This is a genomic window from Klebsiella sp. CN_Kp088 (assembly GCF_040064335.1).
In the GTDB taxonomy this organism is placed as follows: domain Bacteria; phylum Pseudomonadota; class Gammaproteobacteria; order Enterobacterales; family Enterobacteriaceae; genus Klebsiella; species Klebsiella aerogenes.
Genome location: NZ_JBEAIQ010000029.1, coordinates 15,656 through 39,115, shown reverse-complemented (window position 1 = coordinate 39,115; position 23,460 = coordinate 15,656). Strand labels below are relative to the sequence as shown.

General features: G+C 48.6%; 24 protein-coding genes and 1 tRNA gene. 20 read left to right on the top strand and 5 right to left on the bottom strand.

Features of this window, described 5'->3' with window-relative positions; translation table 11 throughout:
* Nucleotides 1-114: 114 nt before the first annotated feature.
* The 3 genes from ABLV08_RS18555 to ABLV08_RS18545 form a co-directional block, all read right to left on the bottom strand.
* Entirely contained in the window at nt 115-1,134 is a 1,020-nt protein-coding gene (locus ABLV08_RS18555) for an NAD(P)-dependent alcohol dehydrogenase (RefSeq protein WP_348856142.1), read from the bottom strand.
* A 113-nt stretch (nt 1,135-1,247) separates the two neighbouring features.
* Nucleotides 1,248-2,717: a SulP family inorganic anion transporter gene (locus tag ABLV08_RS18550; RefSeq protein ID WP_047075957.1), complete on the bottom strand. Its 1,470-nt coding sequence runs from the start codon at nt 2,715-2,717 to the stop codon at nt 1,248-1,250.
* Nucleotides 2,714-3,358: a carbonic anhydrase gene (locus ABLV08_RS18545; RefSeq protein ID WP_015368521.1), complete on the bottom strand. Its 645-nt coding sequence runs from the start codon at nt 3,356-3,358 to the stop codon at nt 2,714-2,716. Before ABLV08_RS18545 ends, ABLV08_RS18550 begins: the two co-directional genes overlap by 4 nt.
* Nucleotides 3,359-3,930: 572 nt before the next feature.
* Here ABLV08_RS18545 and ABLV08_RS18540 point away from each other — a divergent pair.
* The 9 genes from ABLV08_RS18540 to ABLV08_RS18500 all read left to right on the top strand — a co-directional run bounded on the left by ABLV08_RS18540 (nt 3,931) and on the right by ABLV08_RS18500 (nt 14,863).
* Nucleotides 3,931-4,015, top strand: a tRNA-Leu gene (locus ABLV08_RS18540).
* A gap of 199 nt (nt 4,016-4,214) precedes the next feature.
* The gene (locus tag ABLV08_RS18535) at nt 4,215-5,462 is read left to right on the top strand and encodes an integrase arm-type DNA-binding domain-containing protein (RefSeq protein ID WP_348856141.1); all 1,248 of its coding nucleotides are present in this window, start codon (nt 4,215-4,217) and stop codon (nt 5,460-5,462) included.
* A 277-nt stretch (nt 5,463-5,739) separates the two neighbouring features.
* Complete coding sequence (locus ABLV08_RS18530; protein ID WP_163361748.1) at nt 5,740-5,907, top strand: hypothetical protein; 168 nt, start codon at nt 5,740-5,742, stop codon at nt 5,905-5,907.
* A gap of 135 nt (nt 5,908-6,042) precedes the next feature.
* Nucleotides 6,043-6,624 (top strand): restriction endonuclease subunit S, encoded by a 582-nt coding sequence (locus tag ABLV08_RS18525; protein WP_100781468.1) that lies wholly within the window; start codon nt 6,043-6,045, stop codon nt 6,622-6,624.
* Between the two features lie 3 nt (nt 6,625-6,627).
* On the top strand, nt 6,628-8,151 hold the full coding sequence (locus tag ABLV08_RS18520; RefSeq protein ID WP_100781451.1) for a type I restriction-modification system subunit M: 1,524 nt from the start codon (nt 6,628-6,630) through the stop codon (nt 8,149-8,151).
* The gene (locus ABLV08_RS18515; RefSeq protein WP_348856140.1) at nt 8,141-9,358 is read left to right on the top strand and encodes a restriction endonuclease subunit S; all 1,218 of its coding nucleotides are present in this window, start codon (nt 8,141-8,143) and stop codon (nt 9,356-9,358) included. The genes ABLV08_RS18520 and ABLV08_RS18515 overlap by 11 nt, the downstream gene beginning before the upstream one ends.
* 397 nt (nt 9,359-9,755) lie before the next feature.
* Entirely contained in the window at nt 9,756-13,037 is a 3,282-nt protein-coding gene (locus ABLV08_RS18510) for a type I restriction endonuclease subunit R (RefSeq protein WP_348856139.1), read from the top strand.
* A 30-nt stretch (nt 13,038-13,067) separates the two neighbouring features.
* Nucleotides 13,068-13,790, top strand: coding sequence for a SprT family zinc-dependent metalloprotease (locus tag ABLV08_RS18505; protein WP_100781469.1), 723 nt, complete (start codon nt 13,068-13,070; stop codon nt 13,788-13,790).
* 158 nt (nt 13,791-13,948) lie between these two features.
* Nucleotides 13,949-14,863 carry a restriction endonuclease gene (locus ABLV08_RS18500; protein WP_100781455.1) on the top strand — a complete coding sequence of 305 codons (915 nt, stop codon included), beginning with the start codon at nt 13,949-13,951 and terminating at the stop codon, nt 14,861-14,863.
* A gap of 119 nt (nt 14,864-14,982) precedes the next feature.
* On the opposite strand, the gene ABLV08_RS18495 is transcribed toward ABLV08_RS18500, so the two are convergent.
* Nucleotides 14,983-15,210, bottom strand: a complete 228-nt coding sequence (locus ABLV08_RS18495) for an AlpA family transcriptional regulator (RefSeq protein WP_100781470.1) — start codon at nt 15,208-15,210, stop codon at nt 14,983-14,985.
* A gap of 155 nt (nt 15,211-15,365) precedes the next feature.
* Nucleotides 15,366-15,935, bottom strand: a complete 570-nt coding sequence (locus ABLV08_RS18490) for an inovirus Gp2 family protein (protein WP_057068566.1) — start codon at nt 15,933-15,935, stop codon at nt 15,366-15,368.
* 494 nt (nt 15,936-16,429) lie between these two features.
* Here ABLV08_RS18490 and ABLV08_RS18485 point away from each other — a divergent pair, with 494 nt between their 5' ends.
* From ABLV08_RS18485 to ABLV08_RS18435, 11 genes are all read left to right on the top strand, one after another.
* Entirely contained in the window at nt 16,430-17,416 is a 987-nt protein-coding gene (locus tag ABLV08_RS18485) for a hypothetical protein (RefSeq protein WP_100781456.1), read from the top strand.
* A 210-nt stretch (nt 17,417-17,626) separates the two neighbouring features.
* Complete coding sequence (locus tag ABLV08_RS18480) at nt 17,627-18,355, top strand: DUF3944 domain-containing protein (protein ID WP_057068562.1); 729 nt, start codon at nt 17,627-17,629, stop codon at nt 18,353-18,355.
* Between the two features lie 59 nt (nt 18,356-18,414).
* Nucleotides 18,415-19,092 carry a WYL domain-containing protein gene (locus ABLV08_RS18475; RefSeq protein WP_100781457.1) on the top strand — a complete coding sequence of 226 codons (678 nt, stop codon included), beginning with the start codon at nt 18,415-18,417 and terminating at the stop codon, nt 19,090-19,092.
* 54 nt (nt 19,093-19,146) lie between these two features.
* Nucleotides 19,147-19,611 carry a hypothetical protein gene (locus ABLV08_RS18470; protein ID WP_057068557.1) on the top strand — a complete coding sequence of 155 codons (465 nt, stop codon included), beginning with the start codon at nt 19,147-19,149 and terminating at the stop codon, nt 19,609-19,611.
* A gap of 86 nt (nt 19,612-19,697) precedes the next feature.
* A complete protein-coding gene (locus tag ABLV08_RS18465) occupies nt 19,698-20,057 on the top strand; it encodes a hypothetical protein (protein WP_057068555.1) in 360 nt (119 codons plus the stop codon).
* Between the two features lie 81 nt (nt 20,058-20,138).
* Complete coding sequence (locus ABLV08_RS18460; protein ID WP_100781458.1) at nt 20,139-20,351, top strand: hypothetical protein; 213 nt, start codon at nt 20,139-20,141, stop codon at nt 20,349-20,351.
* A 98-nt stretch (nt 20,352-20,449) separates the two neighbouring features.
* Entirely contained in the window at nt 20,450-21,271 is an 822-nt protein-coding gene (locus tag ABLV08_RS18455; protein WP_165787423.1) for a DUF932 domain-containing protein, read from the top strand.
* Nucleotides 21,272-21,341: 70 nt separating this feature from the next.
* Nucleotides 21,342-21,812: a DNA repair protein RadC gene (gene radC / locus ABLV08_RS18450; RefSeq protein WP_057068553.1), complete on the top strand. Its 471-nt coding sequence runs from the start codon at nt 21,342-21,344 to the stop codon at nt 21,810-21,812.
* Between the two features lie 12 nt (nt 21,813-21,824).
* A complete protein-coding gene (locus ABLV08_RS18445; RefSeq protein ID WP_100781460.1) occupies nt 21,825-22,148 on the top strand; it encodes a type IV toxin-antitoxin system YeeU family antitoxin in 324 nt (107 codons plus the stop codon).
* Nucleotides 22,149-22,184: 36 nt separating this feature from the next.
* Entirely contained in the window at nt 22,185-22,505 is a 321-nt protein-coding gene (locus tag ABLV08_RS18440; RefSeq protein WP_100781461.1) for a TA system toxin CbtA family protein, read from the top strand.
* Between the two features lie 113 nt (nt 22,506-22,618).
* Complete coding sequence (locus tag ABLV08_RS18435) at nt 22,619-23,455, top strand: DUF4942 domain-containing protein (RefSeq protein ID WP_348856138.1); 837 nt, start codon at nt 22,619-22,621, stop codon at nt 23,453-23,455.
* Nucleotides 23,456-23,460 lie beyond the last annotated feature (5 nt).

The window sequence follows — 23,460 nt, the reverse complement described above, 5'->3', positions numbered from 1 at the left end:
TGGAAGCCCGGATTGTGGGAAGCGATGACTACAGAGGAATGGCGGGGAGATGACGGTTTGATGAAGCAAGAAGAAAAGCGCCGGGCGCACGGGACGCCCGGCGATAAATACCAATCAGAAGTCGGCTTTTAATACCGCGCGATAGCGGGCTTTGCCTTCGCGCACGTGTTTCAGCGCTTCGTTAATTTGCGACATCGGGAACAGTTCGGTGGTTGGCGCCACTTTGCTACGCCCGGCGAATTTCATCAGCTTACGCAGTTCGGAAGGATTACCGGTCGCCGAGCCGGAGATGCTGCGGTCGCCGCCGATAAGGGTAAAGGCCGGTACCGGGAACGGCTTCATCACCGCGCCGACGGTGTGGAAGTTGCCGCCGTAAGCCAGCGCCTGGAAGTACGGCTGCCAGTCGAGATCCACCGCTACGGTGTTGATGATCAGATCGAACTGACCGGCCAGCGCGGTTAACGCCTGCGGATCGCGGCTGTTCACCACACGATCGGCACCCATTGCCAGCACTTCCTGCTCTTTAGCCGGGTTGGAACTGAAAGCGGTCACTTCCGCCCCCATCGCCCGCAGCAGTTTAATGGCGATATGGCCGAGGCCGCCGATACCAATCACGCCGACGCGGCTGGTGGCGGTCACGTGGTGGGTCAGCAGCGGTTTGAAGACGGTGATGCCGCCGCACAGCATCGGGCCCGCGGAAGCCAGATCGATGCTCTCCGGCAGCGGGATCACCCATTGCCAGTCGGCGCGCAGCTTATCGGCGAAGCCGCCGCGGTTCATAATGGTCGGCACAGAGCCTTCCAGGCAGTTGATCTGATTGCCGCTAATACAGGCGTCGCAGTGGCCGCAGCTGCGCGCTGTCCAGCCGATCCCGACCTTCTGACCAATCTTCAGCCCTTTATCCTGCGCCGTGCTGCCCAGCGCCGCCACCCGGCCAATCACCTCGTGACCGGCGACCAGCGGGTAGCTCGACATGCCCCATTCGTTGTCGATCATCGACAGGTCCGAATGACAAATCCCGCAGTACTCCACCTCGACTTCAACATCTTCCGGCAGCAGTTCGCCGGCATCGTACTCCCACAGCGACAGATCGGCGCCCGCTTCTTTGGCGGCGTAACTTTTAATGATGCTCATGTTTGTTTCCTTGGGGTTGGCGTAGTAACGAAGAAAGTGTAGAGCATGGCAACAGGCGTCGCTTGGCATTAGGAGGGGTGGATAAGCGGGCGGACCAGCCGCCCGGGAGACGGTCAGCGGCTGGCAAGCGGCCACTGATTGAGGCGGATACCGCGCTGCGGCGCGCTCTCGGCAAAATCATCCAGCACCGCCTGCACATCCGGGTCAAGATAGCCGACGTTATCGTGCTCGACGATCACCACGCTCTTTTCCGGAATTTTCGCCAGCAGCGCCAGCAGATGCGGATTGTGTAAAAAGGTCAGGTTCTGCTGGATGCGCAGCACGTAGTGGTCGTCGTAGCGCGCCAGCTGCAGCGAATGGCGATGGCTACGCCAGATGCTGAACGCCACCTGGGTGGCGAGGCCAATCCCGATCCCCGCCAGCATGCCGAAGCCGATAATCCCGCCAATGGTGGCAAGGAAGGGGACGTACTGTGCGGCGCCCTGGCGGAACTGTTCAATGAACAGCCGCGGCGTCGCCAGCTTATAGCCGGTGTACAGCAGCACGGCAGCGAGGCTGGCGAGCGGGATTAACGTCAGCAGGCCGCTAAACCACAGTCCGCAGATCAGTAGCAGTACGCCGTGGATAAAGATCGACAGTTTGCTCTGCGCGCCGTTGCTGACGTTGACCGAGCTGCGAACGATGACCGCGGTGATCGGCATCGCCCCGAGTACGCCGGAGAGCAGGTTGCCGACGCCCTGGGCGACCATTTCGCGGTTCGGCGAAGGCGGCGGATTTTGCGGACGCAGTTTTTTCAGCGCCTCCTGACTGAGCAGGGTTTCGAGGCTGGCGACCAGCGCGAGGGTCAGCGCCACCATCCACACCGACGGATTACGCCACGCGCTCCACGCAGGAGACTCCAGCTCGCCCAGCAGATCGCCGAGGCTACCGAACTCCGGCAGGGTAATGCGCGGCAGGGAGGCAAGCTGCTGTGGCGCGGCCTGGGTCATTAATACGGTGGTGACACAACCGAGCAGGACCGCGATCAGCGGGCCGGGGATCCAGCGCAGGCTCTTCACCCGGCGGATAAGCGGCGAACCCCACAGCCATAGGACCAGCAGGCCGCCCAGGGCGGCGGCGATAGCGCTGAGGGAGAAGGTGGCGTTACCCTGCACGATATCGGCGAGCCCGGTCTCTTCTGCGCTGCCAAGCGCGACGGGGATCTGCTGCATAATCAGCAGGATGCCGATCGCCGCCAGCATACCTTTGATGACGCTGGCGGGAACCAGCGAGATAAAGCGCCCGGCCCGCAGAATGCCAAACAGCAGCTGCAGCACGCCGGCCAGCACCAGCGCCATCAGGAAGACGGAGAAGGAACCCAGGGATTCAATGGCGGCGACGACGATGGTGACCAGTCCGGCGGCGGGGCCGCTGACGGCGAAGCGGGAGGGGCTGAGGGCGGTGACGACCAGGCCGCCGATGATACCGGTTAGCAGACCGACAAAGGGCGGTAAGCCGCTGGCCTGGGCGATGCCGAGGCACAGCGGCAGGGCGACAAGGAAGACGACAATGCCTGCGAGAGAGTCCTGACGAAGAGTATTCATGGGGCATGCTCCTGAGGTGAGAGGTGTTCGACGAGAGTGGTCAGATGGCCGGATGCCAGATCGTAGACGCAGCCGTGCAGGCTGAGCGGCCGTCCGCTGGCGAGCAGCGTCTGTACGGGTTCACAGTCAAGCAGGCGGCTGAACTGGGCGCGAACGTTGGCCTCCACCAGGGCGTTGAGCGCTTCGGCCGCGTCGGCGTCAGGGTCAGTGTCAGTGAGCGTCAGAGTAGCGATATCACCCTGCAGGGTATCGCGCAGCGAGCCGATGCGGCGGGCCAGCGCCGAGGACTCACGGGCTAGCGGCATCTCCGGCAACGAGAGCGCCGCCTGCACGCCGCCGCAGCCGTAGTGGCCGCAGAGCACCACCCGTTCGACCTCGAGATAGTGGAGGGCATATTGCAGTACGCTCATAAAGTTGTCGTCGGCGGGGTCAATCATGTTAGCGATATTGCGGTGGACGAAGAGTTCGCCGGGATGGCTGCCGGTGAGTACTTCGGCGGGAACGCGGCTATCGGAGCAGCCAATCCACAGCGAATGTGGCCGCTGCCCGGCTACCAGTTTTTCAAAATATTCCGGGTCATGCTGGCACTTCTGCAGCGCCCAGCTGCGGTTACGCGCCAGTAAAGGTTTTAAGGTAGTCACAGTCTTTCTCCTGAGTAAATTCACCGAGTGAAGATGTCCATCGAGACTCGTACAGCGACTAGTAAAAATAGTATTTACCGGAACTTTCACGCCTGAGGAAAATCCTGGAATAAAGAGCGAAAACAAAACTTTTCATTAATGTAAAGTTATAAAAATATTGACGTAATTAATAAATCCTTAAGGATTGCGGTAATAAGAAAAAGCGATGGAGTAGTTTTTTATGGAATATATAAATCAATTACATTAATTATTCTGGAATCTTATATTGAGTGTTTGAGGAAGCGTAAATGCTTATGGTTGGCGGCGATAAAACGTTGACGCGATGAGGGTGTAATGTGAGATGGGTTTGAGAAAAATTGGAGCGGGATTGTGATGTGTTGGTCGTAGGGGCAGGGAAGCGAAAGTCAGGTAGCCGGTTTGCTGCGCATTGATGGCTGAAAAATGTGACGCCGCACCGCGCGTTTGTGGGATTACGCTGTTTTTTTCAACACTTAGCACTACTGATGCACGCTGTTGCTTGCATGGCGGCTATCGACAGGTATAATCCAAAACGTTTTCCGTATCCCTTCAGTGCCGAAGTGGCGAAATCGGTAGACGCAGTTGATTCAAAATCAACCGTAGAAATACGTGCCGGTTCGAGTCCGGCCTTCGGCACCATCGGAACATCAATAGACGTCAACGGACGTCTTTTTTTGTGTCTGAAATCCCCGTCATACAAGGCTTTCCGCGATTTTCCTTTCAACAGTAGTCAATCTGAGTCAACCCACATCAAGTCGCTTGTGAGTATAGAACCGAGTATATATGCTGGTTCGATAATGGTTGTATACTCACAGCGGCACATGGAAGGAGAACTTTTATGGCTCTGACAGATATCAAAGTGCGTTCTGCAAAACCGCAGGAAAAGGAGTACACCCTAGTTGATGGGGATGGCATGTTTTTGCTGATTCACCCCAACGGCTCAAAATACTGGCGGTTCCGCTTTCGCTTCGGTGGCAAGCAACACTTGATGGCGTTTGGTGTTTATCCTGAAACGTCACTGGCTGATGCTCGTCAAAAAAGGGAAGAGGCCAGAAGGCTTGTTGCTGCTGGAATCGATCCTCGCGAACACAAACGTGCTGTGAAAGAAGAACTGGCGAAAGAAGATATTACCTTTGAGTCAGTTGCCAGAGAGTGGCATGGCGCTAATAAGAAATGGTCGGAAGACCATAGCCGACGGGTGCTTAAAAGTCTGGAAGATAATCTGTTCCATGCAATTGGCAAACGTAGTATTGAGGAGCTGAGAACTCGCGATCTGCTTGCTCCTATCAAAGTTGTAGAAGCTACAGGCCGTTTTGAAGTAGCTTCTCGTCTTCAGCAACGGACAACTGCCATAATGAGGTATGCCGTTCAAAGTGGCTTGATTGATTACAACCCGGCTCAAGAGATGGCTGGGGCAGTTGCTTCCAGCAACCGTATCCATCGACCTGCACTTGAGCTGAAACGCCTACCTGAACTACTCCACCGAATTGACTGTTACACGGGACGCTTGTTGACCCGCCTGGCCGTTGAACTCACCTTGTTGATATTCATTCGCTCTAGCGAATTGCGCTTTGCTCGTTGGTCTGAAATAGATTTTGAAACGGCAATGTGGACGATACCGGCTGAACGAAAAGCTATCGAAGGGGTAAAGCACTCACACCGGGGTTCAAAGATGCGCACACCTCATTTGGTGCCATTATCTCATCAGGCTTTAGCAATCCTCAAACAGGTTCACAAGCTTAGCGGCGGGCGCGATTTTGTTTTCGTTGGAGATCACAACCCTCGTAAACCGATGAGTGAAAACACGGTGAACAAGGCACTTCGTGTTATGGGTTATGACACAAAAGTAGAGGTTTGTGGGCATGGTTTCAGGACAATGGCCTGTAGTTCGCTGATTGAGTCAGGATTATGGTCTAGGGATGCGGTTGAACGGCAGATGAGCCATATGGAGCGTAACTCTGTTCGAGCTGCGTATATTCATAAGGCGGAGCATTTGGACGAGCGTAGATTGATGCTGCAGTGGTGGGCGGATTATCTTGATGCAAATCGGGAGAAAGGAGTCAGTGCATTTGATTTTAAAACATAAGGAACAGTTAAATACTCAATTAAAACAGTATATTAGAATAATTAATAATTAAGCCATTAACGATCACTGCTTCTTCGGGGGGTAACGCTCTTCTGTAGAGAAGCTACTGCACATAAAATACTTATTGACTTTGATATCAGCCTGAGCAAATATAAGTGCATCAACTCACTTTTATTACAGTAGCGGTCGTACAGAAGAGAGTGATTTGTGCGATTGATTCCAGCCTTTCGCGAACCTCAAACCCGAAGCGTCTAAACCAGGATAGGAGATCGAATCCATGGCATTTTATCAAGTTTCTTACGATTTGCAAAAGCAGATTATTACACTTAGCGTAACAACAGAAGTAAACCCGGCAGCGACTGATGCTAACGTTATGACTTTACAAGGTTCACTATCTCTCACTAAGTTGCTGCGTAAATTCATTGGGCTGTTCTGGTTTTGGTAATATAACTCTCGCTTCACATATAAAGTTATGCAGGCGTGGATTATCAAAATAAGGGCTTCATGAGCTCATAGCTAAGCCCTTTTTATCCTCTTTAAGATTAGTCCATCAGTGATGATGCACTTAACTGAGGCCATTATGCCAACAAAGTTATACAAGATAGGTGATTTGGCTGATATTCGCTCAGGCTATACCTTCCGGGGGGCTGTCGAACCGGTGTCTGATGGGGATGTACGCATATTACAAATTAAGGACCTTGAGCTGGATTGGCAGAGAGATTCTGAAGCTTTACCGGCGATTAGTTGGGAGCAACGTGTTGAACCACCTTTCCTCAAACAAGGTGAGATCGTCGTTGCCGCCAGGGGGAACCGGAACGTCGCGGTTGTCTATAGCAGTGACATCCCAGTGGTAGCTACCAGCCAGTTTCTGATCGTTACCCTTCGAAGGGAAGAGCACGAGATAGCTCCTGAATACCTGTGTTGGGTACTTAACCACCCGATGACACAACAGATGTTTAATCGCAGTGGTACAAACATCCAGCTTGTTACTAAAGCAGCATTGTTAGATGTGGAGGTTCCAGTTCCACCTGCGCATACGCAACGACAACTTATTGAGCTTCAACGAGTCTGGCAGGAAGAAGATAAACTTATCAGTAAGTTACAACATAATCGCCACCAACTTGAGCTTGGCATTTTGCAGAAATTACTTAAGGATAAATAGATTATGAGCAACAAAATCGATCAAGACCGTATTAACAGGGTGCTATGGGGCGTGTGCGATATCTTCCGTGGCACTATCAGCCCTGATACCTATAAAGACTTCATCCTTACTATGTTGTTCCTGAAGTACATTTCTGATGTGTGGCAGGATCACTACGATGGATACAAAAAAGAGTATGGTGAAGAGCCGGAACTGATCGAAGAAATGATGAAGAATGAACGATTCGTTCTGCCTAAAGAGGCCAGTTTTTATGCGCTTTACGAGCGTCGTAATGAACCTGGTAACGGCGAGCGTATCGACGAGGCCCTTCACGCGATTGAAGAAGCCAATGGTACTAAGCTGAAAGATGCAGGGAAAAGTGTTTTCCAAGATATCTCTTTTAACACAGATAAACTAGGTGAAGAGAAGCAAAAGAACGGGATCCTCAAAGACCTGTTAGTGGAGTTCGCTAACCCAGAGCTGAACCTTAAGCCTAGTCGCGTGGGCGGGCTGGACGTAATCGGTAATGCGTATGAATACTTGATCGGAAAGTTTGCTGCAAACAGTGGTCAGAAGGCGGGTGAGTACTATACCCCACCGGAAGTGTCTGAGCTTATGGCTGAACTCTTAGATCCACAACCGGGAGATACTATTTGCGATCCCGCGTGCGGTTCTGCGTCCTTACTGATGAAATGTGGTCGTAAAGTAGTGCAGCATCATGGCTCCAAACAGTATGAACTCTATGGCCAAGAAGCCATCGGTTCAACTTGGTCGCTAGCGAAAATGAATATGTTTTTGCATGGTGAGGATAACCACAAAATAGAATGGGGCGATACTATTCGTAATCCCAAGCTGCTGGATAAAAATGGCGATTTAATGCTGTTTGATGTGGTTACCGCCAACCCACCTTTCTCTTTAGATAAGTGGGGACATGATGACGTAGAAAACGATAAGTTTGGTCGTTTTCGTCGTGGTTTGCCGCCAAAAACAAAGGGTGATTACGCATTTATTCTGCATATGATCGAAACCATGAAGCCTAAAACTGGGCGCATGGGCGTTGTGGTCCCTCATGGCGTGCTGTTTCGCGGTTCTAGCGAAGGCAAAATCCGACAGAAGTTGATTGAAGAAAACTTGCTTGATGCGGTGATCGGATTACCTGAAAAACTGTTTTACGGCACAGGTATTCCAGCTGCGATTCTGATCTTTAAAAAGCAGAAAGTGGACGATAACGTGTTGTTCATCGATGCCAGTCGTGAGTTTAAACCGGGTAAGAACCAAAACCAGCTCACTGATGAGAATATTCGTGACGTTGTTAAAGCTTATCAAAATGGTGATAACATTGATAAATATGCTCATATTGCCAACCTGCAAGAGATCCGCAACAACGACTATAACTTAAATATCTCCCGTTATGTCGATACCTTTGAAGAAGAAGAGCAAATTGATCTGATGATTATACATGCTGAACGCGAGCAACTTAAAGGACAGCTGGCTGCATTAGAGGACCAAATGGCTTTATATTTAAAGGAGTTGGGTTATGGTGCCTGAGGGATGGAGTCTAGTAGATGCTAATAGAATTTGTGAGTCTATTTCTGTTGGCGTCGTTATTAAACCTTCTCAGTATTACGTTGATGAAAGTGTGGGAATAAAAGCATTTAGATCAGCAAATGTGAGAGAAGGGTTTATTAATGACTCTGATTGGGTCTATTTTTCTCAAGAAGGGCACTTGGCGAATAAGAAGAGTCAACTTAAAACAGGCGATGTTTTAATTGTAAGGACAGGGTATCCCGGTACAGCTTGCGTCGTTACTCCAGAATTTGAAGGGGCAAATGCAATAGATATTGTTATAGCTAGGCCTAAGAAGGATAAGGTGCTTCCTGAATATTTGTGCGCTTACACAAATTCTTCGGTTGGCAAGTCACAAGTATTAAGCCTCCAGGGCGGGATGGCACAAAAACATCTTAATGTTAGTGCCTACCAAACATTAAAAGTAAAACTACCTCCATTATCTGAACAGAGACAAATTACTCAAATATTGTCTACTTGGGAGAAAGCGATCTCAATTACTGAGAAACTGCTTGTCAATAGCCAGCAGAAGAAGAAAGCAATTATGCAACAACTGCTTACAGGGAAGAAACGCTTTGAGGGGTTTAATCGCGAATGGAGTAAGGTTAAAGTTAGTGACATGGGAAGCATATTTTCCGGAGGTACACCAGATACAACTGAGACAGAATATTGGAACGGGGGTATTAGCTGGTTAACTCCTACTGACGTTACATCCTTGAAAAGTCGGTATGTATTTAATACAAATAAGACAATATCAGAAAAAGGTTTAAAAAATAGTTCGGCAAAGATGCTTCCTAAGGGAGCATTACTTGTTTGTACAAGAGCAACTATTGGTGCAATGGCTATTTCTGCAACAGAAATAACGACCAATCAGGGGTTTAAAAATTTAGTTCCGAACTCCGATTTTTCTGTTGAGTTTCTTTACTATCTATTCATGTTCAATGTTAAAGAATTAGTTAGAAAATCATCTGGTTCAACATTTTTAGAATTATCAAAATCAGACTTTGAAAAAATAACTTTTTTATGTCCTTGCTTAGATGAACAACACAAAATTGCTTCTGCCCTGACTACGGTTGATAATGTTATTAATGTGCTACAACAAAAACTAGATTACTTGAAACAAGAAAAAAAAGCGTTGATGCAGCAATTGCTCACCGGCAAACTCCGGGTGAAAATGGAGGCGGTGTGACTGATAAGTACGTAGTTCATGCCTCTATAAGGGCGTTTTTATTTTATAAAAATGCAAATTGCAGAGTGCTTGAGTTGGGTATCGGCTTGAAACAAAGGCTCCTCAGTTATACCGAGAGTCTATGGCTGAGTTGTATGGCAAAGACATTCCCATTTTTGAAGAGCACCTTCTCAATATTTATAATTAAGTTGGGGTTGGTTAAAGTTCAATCGCTAGAGGTCTGCAGATGGTTTGTCAGAAAGGGGGGCGCTGAGTTTCTAGGGAGATTGAATACTGCAATCTTAAGGTCGTTTTGGTTATGGCTTATTGGGATTGCTCGGTATGTAGTAGACAGTTCTGTCAATAGGCAACCGTACTCCATCAATGGAAGATTAAGCCTAAACGATAGGGGAGTATAATGAGCAACCAACATGCCCCAAAATTTCAGGAAGAATTTAGCGCTAAGATGCCGGCTTTGGCGCTACTGACTAACCTTGGCTGGTCTTACCTTTCTTCTGATGAGGCTCTAGCTACCCGAGCAGGCAAACCTGATCAGGTTGTGTTAACACACCTTCTTAGGGAGCAGCTGGCAAAGCGTACTTTTACGTTTGGTGGGCAAGAGTATTCCCTTTCTGACAAAGCCATCGATAATCTTATTGCTGAAGTCAACAGCCCGGCCCTGAATCAGGGATTACTCACTGCCAATGAGCGTCTCTATAACCACTTGATGTACGGTATTTCCGTTACCGAGTTTATCGATGGTAAAAAGGCGAACCCAACTATTGCCTTAATCGATTGGCATCATCCAAAGAATAACAGCTTTGTCTTTACCGAAGAGTTCACAGTAACGCGCGCTAACGGTGTTGGATCCCGTAGGCCTGATATCGTCTGTTTTGTGAACGGTATTCCATTGGTGGTCATTGAGGCAAAACGTCCGGATGGTAATGCTAAAAAAAACCCAACCATTGGTGAAGGAATATCACAAACTCTGCGCAATCAGCGGCACGATGAAATTCCGCGCTTGTTTGTTTACAGCCAGTTGCTGTTATCGATTAATGGTCATGATGGTCGGTATGGTACTTGTGGAACATCGGCTAAATTCTGGGCCGCCTGGCGTGAAGAGGACCTCTCTGATGCTGAAATGTACGTCATCAAGAACCAAAAACTTCCGCCTGAACAGCTAGATAAGCTATTTGGTCACCGGCCGGTAGCGGCCAGAGATTGGTACCAGGGTTTGGTAGCTGCGGGTGAATTGGCCGTGACCGGGCAAGATAAGCTGTTAATCAGCCTATTGTTGCCTGAACGTCTGCTGGATATGGTTCGCTTTTATACGCTGTTTGATAAAAAGGTCGGCAAGGTTGTTGCTCGCTATCAGCAAGTGTTTGGTATCAAACGCTTGATTGAGCGTATCAATACCAAAAGACCTGATGGTAGCCGTGAAGGTGGCGTTATTTGGCATACCACCGGTTCGGGTAAATCGTTGACGATGGTATTTCTGAGCAAAGCGCTGATCTTGCATGAAAGCTTAAAGCAATGCCGCATTGTGGTGGTTACCGACCGCGTCGATTTGGAAAACCAGCTTAGCCGTACCTTTATCTCCAGTGGAGAGCTCTCTGGGAAGAGGGATAAGTCAGCGGCGATCGCGACATCCGGCAGGCGTTTGGCAGAGCAGATTGGTAAGGGCACTGAGCGTATTATCTTCTCGTTGATCCAGAAGTTTAATACCGCCATCAGGCAGCCTGAATGCATCAATACCAGTTCAGATATTATTGTGTTGATTGATGAAGGCCACCGTAGCCAAGGTGGTGAAAACCATATCCGCATGATGCAGGCATTGCCGAAAGCCGCATTCGTTGCTTTTACCGGTACTCCATTGCTGAAAGATGATAAAACGACCAATAAATTTGGTTCTATCATCCATGCTTATACGATGCAGCGAGCAACGGATGATAAAGCTGTAACTCCACTACTTTATGAAGAGCGCATTCCCGATCTGGATGTGAATGAACGAGCTCTCGATAGCTGGTTTGAGCGAATCACCGAAGGGTTAAGCGACCAGCAAAAAACCGATCTTAAACGCAAATATGCCAGTAAAGGGCAGATCTACACCGCAGACGATCGTATTCGTCTGATTGCATTAGATATTGCTAACCACTTCGTGAAAAACATCGATGAAGGATTAAAAGGTCAGCTTGCTTGTGACAGTAAAGCCGCTGCTATCAAGTACAAGAAATACCTGGATGAGGTCGGGCTGTTTGAATCAGCGGTGGTGATCAGCGCCCCTGACACGCGTGAAGGTAACACCGAAGTTGATGAATCTACCGCACCTGAAGTTGTTAAATGGTGGAAAGAGAATGTCGGTCAACAGGATGAACAATCCTACACCAGAAATGTGATAGACCGCTTTGATAAAGACGATTCGTTAAAATTGCTGATTGTGGTCGATAAGCTGCTAACCGGCTTTGATGAGCCCAAGAACGCTGTGCTTTACATCGATAAGCAGCTCAAAGGACACAACCTGATTCAGGCGATAGCACGAGTCAACCGTTTACACCCTAAGAAGAAATTCGGTCTGCTCATAGACTATCGTGGCATTCTTAAAGAGCTGGATACTACCATAGAGAAGTACCAGAAACTTGCATCCCGCACTCAGGGTGGTTATGAGATTGACGATCTCGCCGGGCTCTATAATCAGATGAGCACCGAATACAAACGTTTACCGCAGCTTTATAAAAACCTGTGGGCGATTTTTGACGGTGTGAAGAACAGACAAGATACCGAGCAACTGCGTCAGGTATTGGTGCCACGCATTGAAGACAAAAATGGCGAACTGGTCGATGTGCACCTGAAAATACGTGAAGACTTCTACGAGGCACTGACTGAATTTGCCAGTTGTTTAAAAGTTGCATTGCAATCAGCCACCTTCTTTGAAGACAAGAGCTTCAGTGAAGATGATCGCCGTCATTACAAAGAGACGGTGAAGCAGTTCTCCAGTTTACGCCAGTTAGTGCAGCAAGATGCCGGTGAGCGTATCGACTATGATGAGTATGCCGAGCAGGTCAAAAAGTTACTCGATAAGCATGTTGTTGGCGTAGAAGTTCGGGAGCCTGATGGTGTTTACGAAGTAAACAAGATGGGGCAAGCGCAGCCAGATGAGTGGAGCGAAGATAAAACCCGTAACGAAACCGACATCATAAAAACGCGTGTTACTCGTATGATCGAGCAAGAACTGCGTGATGATCCCTATGCGCAGGAAGCGTTCTCTAAGCTATTACGGCAAGCTATTGAAGAAGCTGAGAAGTTATTCGAACATCCGCTCAAGCAATACATGCTTTTCCGGGAGTTTGAAGAGCAAGTGCATGAACGCCGCTTGAATGATATTCCAGATGTATTTGCCGGCAACCATCATGCTCAGGCTTACTTTGGCGTATTCAAGAAAATGTTACCTGAGGTTTTCTCGATTACCGATTCGCAAGTTCAGGATAAATGGATAAAACTGGCTTTTGATGTGGACCGTTCAGTCGAAACCTCAGTGGCCGAAAACTCAATAAACCCGCAGAACATTGAAGCAGATATCAGGAAAAAGCTGCTGCCATTGATGTTTAAGGAATGCAAAGCCATTGGCGGCGGAATGGACCAGGCGAAGAGGATCGTCGAGATGATTGTACAAATTACCCGTGTCGGATTGAGCGGAGTGTAAGCTGTGCCCATTCACACTCAAACGCAGGCTATGAGCTTTATCTACGGAGACGAGTGGATCAACTTTGACCGTGAGTCTCGTCCCTATGCCACAAGTCGCGTGTTGATTAAGGTGCATCCAGATTGCCGTGTGGTTGTTTCTGCACCTGAAGAGGCTGATGACCAGGCCGTTCTGACGGCAGTAAAGAAACGTGGGCGCTGGATTTATCAGCAGCTTAGGGATTTCCGCAGACAGATTGAATACATTACGCCACGTAAGTATATCAGCGGCGAGAGCCATTATTACCTTGGCAAACAATACTTGTTGAAGGTGATTGAAGAACCTGCGGAGGTACAACGCGTAAAAATGTTGCGCGGAAAGCTGGAAGTTACCTTGCGTCAGAAGAGCCCTGAAAAGGTCCGGCAGCTTCTTATTGATTGGTATAAAACTCGTGCCAAAGATGTTTTCGCCAAACGGCTCGAAGCCATGCTCGAGCAGGCTCTGTGGGTAAATGCTCCTCCCCCATTGCGTATTCTAACAATGCAAACACAGTGGGGGAGTTGTTCTCCTAACGGTCGGCTCACTCTTAACCCAAACTTGGTTAAAGCTCCCCGAGAATGCATTGACTATGTAATTTTGCATGAGCTGTGTCATCTAGCTGAGCACAACCATAGCGAGCGTTTTTACCGTTTGATGGGACAAGTTATGCCCGAGTGGGAAGTAGTCAAAACGCGGTTGGATGAGATGGCTGGGGTGATATTTTCTGATTTATGATGTGGAGATGAGACTTTAGCTTGGTGAGTAAAATGATTGAGGTATGTGTTCATCACCTCGCCAGTTGGAAGTACACTCAATTGCTAAGTAACTAAACAGACTTTAGTTGATCGGTTTGACGCAGCCGAGCTAATAAGAACCCTATCAGGGATGTATATATGGCCGTTCCTACCTACGATAAATTTATTGAACCAGTTCTCCGTTTTCTGGCAGGTAAACCTGAGGGCGTACCAGCTCGTGATGCGCATGAAGCTGCGGCAGATGCTCTTAATCTTGATGATAATCAGCGAGCAGAGGTAATAGCCAGCGGTCAGTTAGTTTATAAAAATCGGGCGGGCTGGGCACATGACCGTCTGAAGCGAGCTGGATTATCGCAAAGTTTATCCAGAGGAAAATGGTGCTTAACGCCCGACGGGGTTAAATGGGTACAGGCTCATCCCCAGCCACTCGCCGAAAAGGAAGTGAACCACCTGGCCTTTGATTTCATGAACGTGAAATTAAAACAGCAGCCAGATGCTGTCGATCTTGATCCAAGACCAGCTGCACCGAACCAGGAAGAGCTGGCAAAAAGCAGCCCTGACGATCGTCTTGATCAAGCGTTAAAAGAGCTACGGGATGCTGTTGCTGATGAGTTACTGGAAAACTTGTTGCAGGTATCCCCAGCGCGTTTTGAGGTTATCGTCCTGGATGTTCTTCATCGTCTGGGATATGGCGGACATCGGGATGATCTTCAGCGCGTAGGTGGTACTGGAGATGGTGGTATCGACGGAATTATTTCACTTGATAAATTGGGGCTGGAAAAAGTTTACGTGCAGGCTAAGCGCTGGCAGAACACTGTTGGTCGCCCTGAACTTCAGGCGTTCTATGGTGCGCTGGCCGGACAGAAGGCCAAACGAGGAGTATTTATTACTACTTCCGGCTTTACTTCTCAGGCGCGAGATTTTGCCCATTCCGTTGAGGGAATGGTACTGGTTGATGGTGAACGTTTAGTTCATTTGATGATTGAAAACGAGGTTGGCGTTTCCTCTCGTTTGGTTAAAGTGCCCAAACTGGACATGGATTATTTTGAGTAATGAGTGAATTCGAGCCGGAGGGACAGCTCCGGTGATTTGTCCGAAGTGTTTTCTCTCTAAGGGCTGGTTTTCGTGTTTCTGAGTTATCAGTGACATACATTTCGCTGTGTACTGTCTTTTCATCGCAGACAGTTCCCCCGTGAATCCTCGATACGTTGCTGCATCCAGCTCTCCACCTCACTTTTTCGCCAGCGGGAACTGCGCCCCAGCTTGATGGGTTTCGGGAACAGACCGTCTCCAATCAGTTTGTAGAACCACTTATCTGTCATACCGGTATACGTCGTGATAAAGCTCATATCGATAAGCGGGTCTTCAGCGCAAAGGACTGGGTTATTGGTAGTAGCCATGGAATCTCTCCCTCTGAAAATTAATGATGGGAGGAGTCCGGCGTGGTTGAGTTCTATTGCACACCAGTACTCCTTCAGAGGATAGGGATTGCCAGTAAAAAAATACCTGAGCGCCTTATCGGCAACGATAGGCTGGGGCGAATCTTGAGGGGATATCAGCGCTGGCTGCATCCAAAATTACGCTCGCCATCACCAGTAACCTTGGTATGGTCCTTTGCAAGATATGAAGCCCGTAATAATGCCTCCTGTAGTTGCTCGTTATTCCCTCGGTTAATCCAGTACACCGGGCTTTCCGGAAAGTGTGCCAGCGTTGCATACTCCTGAGTACCCACCCGTAAGGCGCTACACCACGCCTGTTTGATTAATCCTGCCAGTGAAGCCGGGTCGTTATAGTTGCCTGCGGAACACCAGACTTCGCGATTAAGCAACAACACCATGTGATAGTGCTTTTTACCGTTGCGTTCTCCATATTCCTTTGCCCATATATAACGCAGGTCGGTCATGCGTTTTCGGTTGCCCTCGCGGTGTTTACGAAGCAGATACACTGCAATCTTTACTTTCAGAGAGTCTATAAATCGGGAGATGACAGCAGCATCTGTAGCTGCTGGTACATTGGGTAGTCGTAGATCAACCCTCAGCATTAATACTCGCGGATAAGCCTTAAGGGCGTTCTGTAAGGTGTCGGTAATACGTTGTTGCCAGAAAGGATTAGAGGTGTAATTCATTATGGAAATCTCCAGTGGTTTGTTTTTCACATCAATGACTGGAGCTGTAAAAAAATACTCTTAAAAATAATCCTTCAGATAATTAAAACTGAGATTTGATGTTTCAACCTATCTTGATTAAATCATTTCTGATTACAAAAGGGTTATGAAGGTAACCCATAGGTTTAAGCGTAACAGAGAGAAAGGGTGTGTCAGGTATATATTACCAATCCGACAGTTTGTTCGATGTAAAGTGTGTACATCCGGTGGCCATGCACCATCAACCTGCTCCTGGCTGGTCCTCCAGTCACTCTGGAGTTAACGTTGTATGGGGAAGTTGATTGACTATGCTATTAAAGTGCCATCAGCTCAGTATTTAAAGGGGTTTTGTGCTATGAATGGAACGTTTTTTCCTTGTTTTTTCCGCTATCAGGCATCATTTTTAACACGAAAAATCTTCATTAACACCTTGGCTTAAGTTATCTTAAAAGGAGGCTTGAGAGAAGGAACTGGACATGAGTGATGAGCGTATAAAAAGGATGAGAATCAAATCTGCTCAGGAATTGGCAGGAGATGAACCAATGCTGATAAGGGAATATCTTTCAACCTTTCCATTGTCTATGCTCAGGCGCATATTAATATCGCTAAATATAACGATAGCAAACTCAAATTTCTCACAGATAGCCAATAATGCCCCGGCATTAATAGATTTTATTTGCTCGGATGTCGCTTCTGATAAAATAAAATCTCCTTTTGATAAGATAAATAAACTTGTAAAAGATGTAGAAAGTGACGCTTTCTCCGATGGTTGTATTGTATGGCTTAAAAATGATATCGAGGCATGCCACTATTTCTGGTGGAATCTGATGCAACTCGAATGGAAAGGTGTGTTTAAACTGCTCAGAGCGGATAATATACATCTCTACAGTGATGTGGGGAGTAAGCAGCAAGCTCAATGCGTCTTTGATACATTTTGTTTGCCCAGAGTCGTAGGCGGACATAAAGAACGTTATAAATCCATTTTTACCTTATTAAGTTTGTTGCCATTTAAAAATACTGAAATAAATCTTCTGATTTCACATTTATCCTGTAACTACAAGAGAGATAAAGAGATATGCAGGCATGAGGTCAATGTCACCTCTTTGATGAAAAGCAAAGAGTCGGTTTCTTTTTCAGTTCGTTACTTAAAGAAAAAAAATATGTTCCTGGCTGATTTAGAACCTCTCACGGAGAGTGAGAGTAAATATGCATTAATCACACAGCTTTATATGCTTACAAGAGAAGACAATTTTAAAGAGTTAGTCACTTCGTTGACTAAAGCTTGGTCACAAAAGAAGGTACGTGAAAAAAGAAAAGAGACGGATAAAAAACAGACTGCCGAACTTCTCGGCTTGAGCAAAGAAAGCATCAGGATGCTTAAGGAATTATCAAAAAAACACAGTATGGGCCAATCAGAACTGATGGATCTGGCTATACAGTCTTTGTTCGAGCAAATGCAATAATTCATTATAAAATCAGATATATATCATCATAATGTATGACGGTAGCTTCCGATCTCAGTGTGTATGTTTTAGTCGTAGTTGTCACGGGACTATGACACTCAGTGTCGCATTCAACTCCATCCGCGTAAAAACTCACCATTTCAGAAGACATATCCGTGCCACAGCCCCCCTTAAAGTGTGAACTCTCACCACACTGACTGAGGAAGATTAATGGCTGTCTACCGTAACGACCCCGATTTAAACCTGCTGGGCCAGTGCAGCAATGAAGAGCTGCAACTACTGGTTTCTATTCTGACCACTGACCCTCGTGACGGCGACATCCGCTGGACAGAGAGCCTGACCAGCACCCCGGAATACCGTCTGCTGGCACCGGAACACCGCCGCTACTGGCAACTGATAGCGGCTGAACTTCAGCGTTACGGGGCCAATACGCTGGTAAGTTTGATTAGGCTGGGGCAGGGCGTGACCTATCGAGAAATCCTTGGTGATGTTTGCGACAAACTTGATGTGAACTTCAACCTGAAAAGCACCACCGAGACCATTGAGTTGTGCCTGCTGATGAAAGTGCTGGAGAAAAGCCTGGACCAGATGACATCCGAAGAACTGGCTACCTTTTCCCGCAATATGCAACTCGACTTAACCAACCCCACCCCTCAGCTCATTTTGATGGCAGTACAGGCAGCCATACGTACCTCCTCGCTGGCTGCACTGGAGCTTGCCACCGTACTATCTGCAAGCGTCATTACCTCACTAGGAGGCGTTGCCACTTGGGGCACGGTAGTGGTGGCATCCAGAGCACTGTCCGTTATTTCCGGTCCCGTCGCCATTGCGCTCAGTTCGGCGTGGATGATTTCCGACATTGCGGGTCCGGCTTACCGGGTCACCATACCAGCCTGCATCATCGTAGCCTGGCTCCGGCAGCAACGTCTTTCCCGCTAATCCATTTTTCACTGCCAGCAGATGACTGGTACCAATATTTTCTGCTGGGAGCACACAACATGTCTGAACAGGGACACCGCTATGATCGGTTGGCCAGCCGTCTCGCCATCCTGGTCAGTCGCCTCTTTATGGGCGAATCACTCAGCGTCAGACAATTGGCTCAGGAGTTTGGCGTTTCTGAGCGCACCGTTCAGCGCGACTTGCGTGAGCGTTTGCGTTATCTCGACATCGAATATTCCCGTGGAAGCTTCCGGCTCCTGGACGCACGGGGTCCCTTTCGCACCAACAGCGACATTCTCCGCTTTGCCCGGATAACCAGCGTGGCACATTACTTTCCTACTCTGGATCCCAGGCTGCTGTCGGTGTTGCTCGACAGTGGTCAGGACTCTCCATGTATTATCTGGAATGCCCCGCCACGTCAGGCACCTGCGTTGTTTGGTGGTTTCCAGGCTATCGTTCAGGCCATCATCCGTAATCGCTGTGTTCACTTTCTGCATCAAGGTCATCAGCAGTCTGCAGTGGCCCCTTACCGGCTGATCTGTCTGGACGGGGAGTGGTACTTGGTGGGCGTATCGAAAGATCGCATTCAGGTGTTCACCCTTTCAGCCATCACTGATGTGGTGATGACCCTCAGCTGTTTTGTGCGAAACAGCCATATCACTCGCATTTTTCAGGACCCGAGATTCATTCAGGCCCTGCCGCATTATCAATATATCAGCGGGCTCATCAGGGAATGAGCCCGTATTCCCGTCCGTCAGGACAATTTGCTTTACTTACAAAAGGATACATTCATGAAAAATTCATCACTCAGCGCGTTGGTGCTGGTCTGTGGCCTTGTTCCGGTCATGGCGCAGGCTTTTGGAAATAAGGACACTTGGTCCAGTGGTTGGGGCCAAGGCGTATCAGAGTTTGTTATCAAGGGGAAAGGTCAGTCACAGTTATATCTATCCTGTGAGGATTATGGCTCACAGCCGGCTACGGTCATATTTACGGACGCCAGCGGGCATGAAGTCAGTATGGATGAAGATAAAAACCTTCAGGTCAGCATTGACGGTGGAGAGGCCATTGATATCAGTGAGTCTGGCAGTCGTATCGGCAGCAATAACCTGGTGCTGGCCTGGACACAGTTGCGTAACGGCAAACAAGTCTCGGTATCCGGCGAAGGTGTTAATCCAGCTACCTTCACGCTAGCTGGGGCTGCGAAGGTGCTGCCAGAGTTTGGCACACACGGCTGTGTGGCAAAGGCCTCACTCTGATTTGTACCTGTTTTTACCTTCTGTTGCTGGTAATGAATGATGATATTCGTGTTCCGGCGATACGTTACTCTTAAAAGGAATACGCTGTGAAAATCAAACAATGGTTGATACCCGCACTGCTTTTATTGTCTGCTTCGGCGCTGGCCGAGCCAGCTTCTCCAATAAAAGTGGAGACCAGTGATTATGTTCATCCTGCCGGAACACGCTACGCCACTGTAGTGGTCACCTCGCTGGATGACAGTGTGAGAGTTGAAAACATTGACGTTAATCGGGGCAACTGCCGCATCGACAACAAAAAGTTTATGTCCTCCGTTAACAAGGAAACCATTCTGCCGATCACTCTGCACTACGGGCAGTCCGTCAAAGTGAATTTTTATAATGAGTGCGTGGCTTCGGAAGTGGTAGTCACCACCGACAGAGGGGCGTGGCGCTACACCTATAACTGAGTAGTCTCTCTGTTTCATCTCCCTCCATAAAAGACGTCACATCACCAACGGACTGCCGTCAGGCAGTCCGGAGCAAACCCTATGATTTTTCTGAAAATGCTGGTGACCGCTTTGGGTCACGTTCTGACCTGGTACGGCGGTCAGCAAGCCCGACAATTTATTGAAATCCGCTTTCGTCAGGCCGGTCGCGATGACGACAGCATAGATGCAGCCAGAGAAGCAGCCACGCTGCTGGTGACCGCGCTGATAACTGCCCTGATGGCGCAGATATTACGGATCCTGGACAACTTCTGAGCCGCCTTCTGCTGCAACGATCACTGAACCTGCATATCGCCCCTGCCTCCTTACGGAGCAGGGGCTTTTGTTTTTATGCCCCAAAACCTAAGGAAATTATCATGAAATTAGCCAGTCGCTTTGGTGCGGTCAACCTGGTTCGCCGCGACCGTCCTCTAACCCATGATGAACTGGCGCATTACGTTCCGAGTGTCTTTAGTGAAGAAAAGCATGAATCACGTAGTGACCGATACACCTACATCCCGACCATAACCCTTCTCGATAACCTGCAGCGAGAAGGCTTCCAGCCGTTCTTCGCCTGCCAGACTCGTGTGCGGGATCAGAGCAAGCGTGAACACACTAAACATATGCTGCGCCTGCGCCGCGAAGGCCAAATCACTGGCAAGCAAGTGCCGGAAATTATTCTGCTTAATAGCCATGACGGTTCCAGCTCATACCAGATGCTGCCGGGGCTATTTAGATCGGTTTGCCAAAATGGGCTGATTTGCGGTGAGAGTTTTGGTGAAGTGCGTGTTCCCCATAAGGGTAACGTGGTGGAGAAAGTCATTGAAGGGGCTTACGAGGTACTGGGGATATTTGATCGGGTGGAGGAGAAGCGCAATGCAATGCAGACGCTTTTGTTACCGCCGCCAGCACAACAGGCGATGGCGAAAGCAGCATTAACCTATCGCTTTGGTGAAGAGCATCAGCCGGTGACGGAATCCCAAATCCTATCCCCACGCCGCTGGCAGGATGAAAGTAATGACCTGTGGACCACTTATCAGCGCATTCAGGAAAACCTGATCAAAGGCGGTCTGTCTGGACGAACCACTAAAGGTAAACGAGCCCATACACGCGCTGTTAAAGGTATCGACGGTGATGTAAAGCTCAACCGTGCTCTGTGGGTGATGGCTGAGAATATGCTGCAGCTTGTTTCATGAACCTTTTTATTATCCCTTCCCCTAGGCCTTGCCAATAAACCGGCGAGGCTTTTTGTTTTAAGGAGCAAATATGTCTGTATTCAATTTATCCCCGGTATTTCCTGCAAACGAGCAACGCATCATTCGTCGGGCGTTACGACTGCTGGAGAAATATCAGCGTCAACCGAGTGAGCCATTTACTTCCACCAGCTTCACTAAAACCTGGCTGCAATTACAGATGGCTCATCAGGAGCGTGAAGTTTTTATCGTGATGTATCTCGACAATCAGCACTGCCTGCTGGGATGCGAAACACTGTTTACCGGCACACTCAGCCATACCGAAGTGCATCCCCGCGAAGTGGTTAAATTGGCTCTGAAACACAATGCCGCTGCGGTAATTCTGGCTCATAACCATCCGTCAGGTACGACAGAAATCAGTCAGCAGGATAAACACATCACTCAGCGGATAGTGAAAGCCTTGGCACTGGTAGAAGTGCGAGTGCTGGATCATTTGGTGGTTGGAAACGAGGTGGTCTCCTTTGCCGAGCAGGGTTTGCTTTAAACGGAGATATCCATGTCATTAACACCATCCCATGAATGGGGGCTACAAAGCGATATCACCCCACGATTTGGCGCAAGATTAGTTCAGGAAGGCAACCGGCTGCGTTACCTGGCTGACAGGGCTGGATTGACGGGGAGTTTTAGCCCAATGCACCTGCAGCAATTAGATCTGGCTTTCCCGCTGTTTGTAGAACAACTGGAAGATATGCTGCGTGCTGGCGAACTAAATCCACATCAGCAACGTCAGGTAAACATTCAACTTGCGAGTTTAACCTGTATAGCTGATACCCGTGGTAGCTGCGGTTACGTTTACATTTCTATTTATCCCACCCTGTAACACCTTCTCTCTTCTTCTTTTTTCAGGATTCTACCCATGCACATTTCAACTGTACTGGCCAAGGTGCCGGTTTCGTCACATCTGTCGCCCGTGCAGGTCTGGCAGCAACTTTTAACGTATCTGCTGGATCACCATTACGGCCTGACGCTTAACGACACGCCATTCCATGACGAGGCGGTCATCCAAGAGCATATTGAAGCTGGTATTACACTTGCTGATGCAGTGAATTTCCTGGTGGAACGCTATGAACTGGTGCGCCTTGACCGCAAAGGATTTACATGGCAGGAGCAGACACCATTCCTAACCGCTACCGATATTCTCCGAGCCAGGCGAGCTACCGGATTAATAAATACCTGAATACTTCGAGCCTCATTCCTGATTTTTACCTCTGAACTTCCCACCTTTTGTATTCATCGCATAATGCGCCAGCCACTCCCGGCAGGCGTGTTTGCTTTAATGGACGATTAACGATGCAAACAGAACCCGATGTATTAACGGAGCACAATGAACTCATCCTTTCGACTAGTATCGAGCGCGTTGTCACAGGCCGAGATACCGCCCTGAAACAGATCGAACAGCTCATTCAGCAGCTTGATGCCATTTCAGGGTTAACCTCAGAAATTGGCGGTGGTACAGCGCAAGACTGGGCGATGAAGCCAGGGCACCGCTACGATAGTTGGCTGACTGAGAAGGCAGATAAAGCGATGCCTGCCGTCACCCGCAATATCGACAGTAGTATCTGGCGCGATTTGATGCTGAAGTCCGGCATGATGGCCTTAATGGATGCACAGGCTCGCGACCAGTGGCACAAGAACCTGGAGGAGGGCGATCTTCCTGCTATCAGTGAGGCGAACATTCTCAGTACTTTTGAACAGTTACATCTGAACAAAATGGAAGTATTTGAGCGCGGGATCATTAACGTCTTCAAAGGCCTGTCATGGGATTATAAAACCAATAGCCCCTGCAGCTTTGGTAAGAAGATAATCATTAACCATTTGGTAACTCATAACCGCTGGGGCTTTAGCCTTAACTGGGGTTGGCGGAGGGATCAGTTGGCTGACCTTGAGCGGATGCTGTTTTTACTTGATGGCAAACCAATACCTGACAGCCGTGGTGATATATCTTTTCGATTGATGGAACATATTCGGGATAACCCGGCTAAGAATGCTTACGAGGATGAATACTTCAGCATCCGCTACTTTCAGAAGGGAACAGCCCATCTGACATTCAAGCGTTTGGAGCTGATAGAAATGATGAATGACATTATTGCGAAACACTATCCTGGGGTATTAGCTAAGACCAACTGAAGTAG

Excerpts from the sequence above, each read along its gene's own strand:
- ABLV08_RS18490 (WP_057068566.1), bottom strand. The coding sequence starts at position 15,935 with ATGAATTACACCTCTAATCCTTTCTGGCAACAACGTATTACCGACACC.
- ABLV08_RS18520 (WP_100781451.1), top strand. The coding sequence starts at position 6,628 with ATGAGCAACAAAATCGATCAAGACCGTATTAACAGGGTGCTATGGGGC.
- ABLV08_RS18470 (WP_057068557.1), top strand. The coding sequence starts at position 19,147 with ATGAAAAATTCATCACTCAGCGCGTTGGTGCTGGTCTGTGGCCTTGTT.
- ABLV08_RS18440 (WP_100781461.1), top strand. The coding sequence starts at position 22,185 with ATGCACATTTCAACTGTACTGGCCAAGGTGCCGGTTTCGTCACATCTG.
- ABLV08_RS18495 (WP_100781470.1), bottom strand. The coding sequence starts at position 15,210 with ATGGCTACTACCAATAACCCAGTCCTTTGCGCTGAAGACCCGCTTATC.
- ABLV08_RS18505 (WP_100781469.1), top strand. The coding sequence starts at position 13,068 with ATGAGCTTTATCTACGGAGACGAGTGGATCAACTTTGACCGTGAGTCT.
- ABLV08_RS18435 (WP_348856138.1), top strand. The coding sequence starts at position 22,619 with ATGCAAACAGAACCCGATGTATTAACGGAGCACAATGAACTCATCCTT.
- ABLV08_RS18510 (WP_348856139.1), top strand. The coding sequence starts at position 9,756 with ATGAGCAACCAACATGCCCCAAAATTTCAGGAAGAATTTAGCGCTAAG.
- ABLV08_RS18475 (WP_100781457.1), top strand. The coding sequence starts at position 18,415 with ATGTCTGAACAGGGACACCGCTATGATCGGTTGGCCAGCCGTCTCGCC.
- ABLV08_RS18460 (WP_100781458.1), top strand. The coding sequence starts at position 20,139 with ATGATTTTTCTGAAAATGCTGGTGACCGCTTTGGGTCACGTTCTGACC.
- ABLV08_RS18515 (WP_348856140.1), top strand. The coding sequence starts at position 8,141 with ATGGTGCCTGAGGGATGGAGTCTAGTAGATGCTAATAGAATTTGTGAG.
- ABLV08_RS18445 (WP_100781460.1), top strand. The coding sequence starts at position 21,825 with ATGTCATTAACACCATCCCATGAATGGGGGCTACAAAGCGATATCACC.
- ABLV08_RS18535 (WP_348856141.1), top strand. The coding sequence starts at position 4,215 with ATGGCTCTGACAGATATCAAAGTGCGTTCTGCAAAACCGCAGGAAAAG.
- ABLV08_RS18500 (WP_100781455.1), top strand. The coding sequence starts at position 13,949 with ATGGCCGTTCCTACCTACGATAAATTTATTGAACCAGTTCTCCGTTTT.
- ABLV08_RS18550 (WP_047075957.1), bottom strand. The coding sequence starts at position 2,717 with ATGAATACTCTTCGTCAGGACTCTCTCGCAGGCATTGTCGTCTTCCTT.
- ABLV08_RS18555 (WP_348856142.1), bottom strand. The coding sequence starts at position 1,134 with ATGAGCATCATTAAAAGTTACGCCGCCAAAGAAGCGGGCGCCGATCTG.
- ABLV08_RS18485 (WP_100781456.1), top strand. The coding sequence starts at position 16,430 with ATGAGTGATGAGCGTATAAAAAGGATGAGAATCAAATCTGCTCAGGAA.
- ABLV08_RS18480 (WP_057068562.1), top strand. The coding sequence starts at position 17,627 with ATGGCTGTCTACCGTAACGACCCCGATTTAAACCTGCTGGGCCAGTGC.
- ABLV08_RS18525 (WP_100781468.1), top strand. The coding sequence starts at position 6,043 with ATGCCAACAAAGTTATACAAGATAGGTGATTTGGCTGATATTCGCTCA.
- ABLV08_RS18530 (WP_163361748.1), top strand. The coding sequence starts at position 5,740 with ATGGCATTTTATCAAGTTTCTTACGATTTGCAAAAGCAGATTATTACA.
- radC (WP_057068553.1), top strand. The coding sequence starts at position 21,342 with ATGTCTGTATTCAATTTATCCCCGGTATTTCCTGCAAACGAGCAACGC.